The following is a 4261-nucleotide window of genomic DNA, read 5'->3' on the forward strand; positions in this document are numbered from 1 at the left end:
GAGACCAGTGCGCGGCGCAGCAGGACCGCACCCGGATCGTCGGCCCGGCCCATCTGGCCCATCAGCGTCGTCCATTCCTCGTCGCTGGCCGTATCGGCATAGTCCGCGACGCACTCGGCCGCATAGATGCCGGCGGAGACACCCGCCGCGTCGGCCCGCACCGTGACCGAAGTCGCCAGCGCGAGATCGTCCAGCGCCGCCAGCGCCTGTTCGGCCACCAGCGGATCCTGGAAGCGGGCAAGAAGATCGCCGAGCAGCATGACAGCCTCCTCAGTGCACGCGATGGTCGGCGGCGGTGGCCATGTCGACGCCGCTGATATCGGCGGCGGAGACCAGGCGGGCGATGTACTGCGCCTGGGCGCGATGCGACGCCGCCTGCTCCAGATAGGCGGCGATGCGGGCTCTCACGGCCTCGAAGGGCAACTGCGCCCCGTCGATGCGGCGTTCGAGGCGAACCACGTGGTAGCCGAAGCGCGTCTCCACCGGCTGGCGCGAGATTTCCCCGGGCCGGAGCGCCGCCAGGGCGATCTCGAATTCCGGGACGGTGCTGCCCGGCTGGAGCTGGCCGAGCGAGCCTCCCTGCCCGGCCGACGGGCAATGCGAATGCGCGCGGGCGAGCGCCTCGAAGAGGGCCGGGTCGCGCGCGAGCTGGTGGCAGAGGTCATGGGCGGTGGCCTCGGCCGCCTTGCGCGCCTCGGCATCGCCCGGCGCGGCGGCCAGCAGGATGTGCGAAGCCTCGCTCAGCGTCGCCGAGCGGAAGCGCGCGCGATTGCTCTCGAAATAGCGCAGGCATTCCTCGGCCGTCGCGCGGGGCACCGCGACTTCACCCTCGACCAGGGCGCGGATCGCCGCCTCCTCGTCTGTTTCCGTGCGTCCCTCGCCGTCGGAGAGCGGCGCGCCGGCAATGCCGAGGCGGCGCGCCTCCTGCACGAGCAGCTCCTTGACGACGAGGGCGGCCGCCGCCGCCCGCCATGCCTCCGCCGGCAGGTGGTCGGCGTGGTTGCGCGCCTCGCGCAGGATGTCCTGCCCGGCGATGGCGACGCCGTTGACGCTGACGCGCTGGCGCCCGGGCCGGGAGATGAGGGTGCGGGTCGGAGCGGTCATGACGCCCTCCGCGGCTCGGCGCTGGCGGCGGCGACGCGCCGGCCGTCGCGGGTGCGCACGATCTGGTAGCCGCGCCGGCCGAGATACCAGACGGGCGCCGACCAGACGTGGACGAGGCGGGTGAACGGGAAGACGAGGAAGATCGTCAGGCCGAGGAAGATGTGCGCCTTGAAGACGGGGTGCACGTCGGCGATGGCCTGCGAGGCGCCCGGCTGCAGATAGGCGATGCCCTGCGCCCAGGTCATGAACTTCACCATCTCATGGCCGTCCAGATGGCCGAGCGACAGCGGGATGGTCGCAAGCCCAAGGCAGAGCTGCACGAACAGGATGACGAGGATGGACGTGTCCGCGAAGGACGAGTTCGCCCGGATGCGCGCGTCGAACAGGCGCCGGTGGAGCAGTAGCGAGATGCCGACGAAGCAGGCGATGCCGGCGACGCCGCCTGCGACGATGGCGAGCATCTGCTTGGCGCCATGGGACACGCCGATGGCGTCGAAGACCTGGATCGGCGTCAGCAGGCCGACCAGATGGCCGGCGAAGATCGCGAGGATGCCGAGGTGGAAGAGGTTGGAGCCCCAGCGCAGCTGCCGCCTGCGCAGGATCTGCGACGAGGAGGCCTTCCACGTATATTGCTCGCGGTCGAAGCGGATGAGACTGCCGGCGAGGAACACCGTCAGGGCGAAGTAGGGATACCAGCCGAAGACGATGTGGTTGAGCGTTGCGGCCATGGCGCAAACTCCTTCAGGCGATGGGCAAGCGGTTGTGGGTGAAGACGGTGCGGGCGCCGGCGGAGGCCGGCGGCGCCACGCCCTCGGCGGGGCGGCCGGCGGCGCGCAGCTTCGCGCCGAGCGTGTCCTTGCCGCAGGCGGCCGCCGCGGCGCCCGGACCGAAGGTCACCTCCTCTTCCTGCCAGACGGCGTCGAGGGCCTGGAGATCGTCGGCCTCGATGCCGTCATCGGCGACGACGGCGGCCATGTCCTCTGCCTTGGGCCGCACCCGCGACAGGGCGACGAGCGCCCTGAACAGGCCGCCATAGGGCGAGGAGCGCTTCTCCAGCCGCTCGGCGAGGGTGACGAGGATATGGACCGTCTCGCCGAGCAGAGGCACGGCTTCCGTCGCCGGCCGCGTCGAGAGATATTCGAGGAAGGCCGGGATGTAGTCCGGCAGTTCGGTGGGCGACAGTTCGAAGCCCGCGGCCTCGTAGAGCTGCTTCAGGTCGACCATGGCCTGGCCGCGATCCCGGCTTTCGCCATGGACATGTTCGAACAGGTGCAGCGACAGCGACCGGGTGCGGTCGAACAGGAACACATAGCGCTCCTGAACCTCCATCAGATCGCCCGCCGCGAGACTGGCCATCAAAGGCTCGACGAAGCGGCGCGACGAGGCCGGCAGGAGCGCCTCGCGCTCCAGCACGGCGCGCATCGCGGGGATCGCCGCGATCATGTCGGGGCCCGGATAGGCGGCGAGCGCGGAGAGAACCTTGAACGTCTTCATCACGCGACCCCCATCGGGTTCTTGGCCTTGGGCTTGCCGAACAGGCTCGGCTTCGTATCGCCGTCGGAGCAGCCGTTGCCGAAGGTGAAGCCGCACGAGCCGCGCAGCTCGTAGGCATCCTCGGTCCATTCGCGGTGGCTGGTCGGGATGACGAAGCGGTCTTCGTAATTGGCGATCGCCATCACGTGGTACATGTCCTCGATCGCCGCGCCGGTCATGCCGACGCGGCCGGCGATGGTCTCGTCGATGACGCCCTCGATGGTCTTGGAGCGCATGTAGGCGCGCATGGCGAGCATCCGCTCCAGCCCCGTGACGATCGGCTGTTCCTTGCCGGCCGTGAGGAGGTTGGCGAGATACTTCACGGGGATGCGCAGCGAGCGGACGTCCGGCATCTCGTTGTCGATGCCGATCTTGCCGGCTTCCGCCGCCGACTGGATCGGCGAGAGCGGCGGCACGTACCAGACCATGGGCATGGTGCGGTATTCGGGATGGAGCGGGAAGGCGATCTTCCACTCCATGGCCATCTTCCAGACCGGCGAGCGCTTGGCGGCCTCCAGCCAGTTCTCCGGAATGCCCTGCCGGCGCGCCTCCTCGATGACCTTCGGATCGTTCGGGTCGAGGAACAGCTTGAGCTGCTCCTCGTAGAGATCCTGCTCGTTCTCGGTGGCCGCCGCCTTCTCGATGCCGTCCGCGTCGTAGAGCACGACGCCGAGATAGCGGATGCGGCCGACGCAGGTCTCCGAGCACACCGTCGGCTGTCCCGCCTCGATGCGCGGATAGCAGAAGATGCACTTCTCGGACTTGCCGGAGCTCCAGTTGAAATAGATCTTCTTGTAGGGGCAGCCGGAGACGCACATGCGCCAGCCGCGGCACTTGTCCTGATCGACGAGGACGATGCCGTCTTCCTCGCGCTTGTAGATCGAGCCCGAGGGGCACGAGGCGACGCAGGCCGGGTTGAGGCAGTGCTCGCAGAGGCGCGGCAGGTAGAACATGAAAGTGTTCTCGAACTGCCCGTAGATCTCCTTCTGCACGTGGTCGAAGTTCTTGTCCTTCGCGCGCTTGGCGAATTCGGTGCCGAGGATCTCTTCCCAGTTCGGGCCCCAGACGATCTTCTCCATGCGCTCGCCGGTGATCAGCGAGCGCGGCCGCGCCGTCGGCATCGTCTTGCTCTCGGGCGCCGTCTGGAGGTGCTCGTAATCGAACGTGAACGGCTCGTAGTAGTCGTCGATCTCGGGCAGATGCGGGTTGGCGAAAATCTGCGCGAGGATGCGCCACTTGCCGCCGAGCTTCGGGCGGATCTTGCCGTTTTTCCCGCGGACCCAGCCGCCCTTCCACTTCTCCTGGTTTTCCCACTCCTTGGGATAGCCGATGCCGGGCTTGGTCTCGACGTTGTTGAACCACGCGTACTCGATGCCCTCGCGCGAGGTCCACACGTTCTTGCAGGTAACGGAGCAGGTGTTACACGCGATGCATTTGTCGAGGTTCAGCACCATCGCGATCTGTGCGCGGAATTTCAGGGGATCCCTTCCTCTCTACTCGGCCGCGGCCTGTGCGGGGGCGCCGGCGTGCGGCTCCTCCATCCAGTCGACTTTCGACATCTTGCGCACGATCACGAACTCGTCGCGGTTCGTACCGATCGTGCCGTGGTAATTGAAGCCGTAGC

5 protein-coding genes are annotated in these 4261 nt (G+C 68.0%); all 5 read right to left on the reverse strand.

Annotation, left to right across the window (positions count from 1 at the left end):
- The coding region (locus tag JNK84_RS20465; RefSeq protein ID WP_293427611.1) for a hypothetical protein at nucleotides 1-260 on the reverse strand (260 nt) is incomplete at its 3' end.
- A gap of 10 nt (nucleotides 261-270) precedes the next feature.
- On the reverse strand, nucleotides 271-1104 hold the full coding sequence (locus JNK84_RS20470; protein WP_293427614.1) for a peptidylprolyl isomerase: 834 nt from the start codon (nucleotides 1102-1104) through the stop codon (nucleotides 271-273).
- Nucleotides 1101-1832: a respiratory nitrate reductase subunit gamma gene (gene narI, locus JNK84_RS20475; RefSeq protein WP_293427617.1), complete on the reverse strand. Its 732-nt coding sequence runs from the start codon at nucleotides 1830-1832 to the stop codon at nucleotides 1101-1103. The genes JNK84_RS20470 and narI overlap by 4 nt, the downstream gene beginning before the upstream one ends.
- Before the next feature lie 13 nt (nucleotides 1833-1845).
- Nucleotides 1846-2601: a nitrate reductase molybdenum cofactor assembly chaperone gene (narJ, locus tag JNK84_RS20480; protein ID WP_293427620.1), complete on the reverse strand. Its 756-nt coding sequence runs from the start codon at nucleotides 2599-2601 to the stop codon at nucleotides 1846-1848.
- Nucleotides 2598-4115 (reverse strand): nitrate reductase subunit beta, encoded by a 1518-nt coding sequence (gene narH, locus JNK84_RS20485; RefSeq protein ID WP_293427623.1) that lies wholly within the window; start codon nucleotides 4113-4115, stop codon nucleotides 2598-2600. The genes narJ and narH overlap by 4 nt, the downstream gene beginning before the upstream one ends.
- Nucleotides 4116-4261 lie beyond the last annotated feature (146 nt).

The organism is Phreatobacter sp. (genome assembly GCF_016793595.1).
Classification (GTDB): domain Bacteria; phylum Pseudomonadota; class Alphaproteobacteria; order Rhizobiales; family Phreatobacteraceae; genus Phreatobacter.

Bases quoted from the DNA above. Each gene is read 5' to 3' on its own strand.
- JNK84_RS20470 (WP_293427614.1), bottom strand. From the start codon at position 1,104: ATGACCGCTCCGACCCGCACCCTCATCTCCCGGCCCGGGCGCCAGCGC.
- narI (WP_293427617.1), bottom strand. From the start codon at position 1,832: ATGGCCGCAACGCTCAACCACATCGTCTTCGGCTGGTATCCCTACTTC.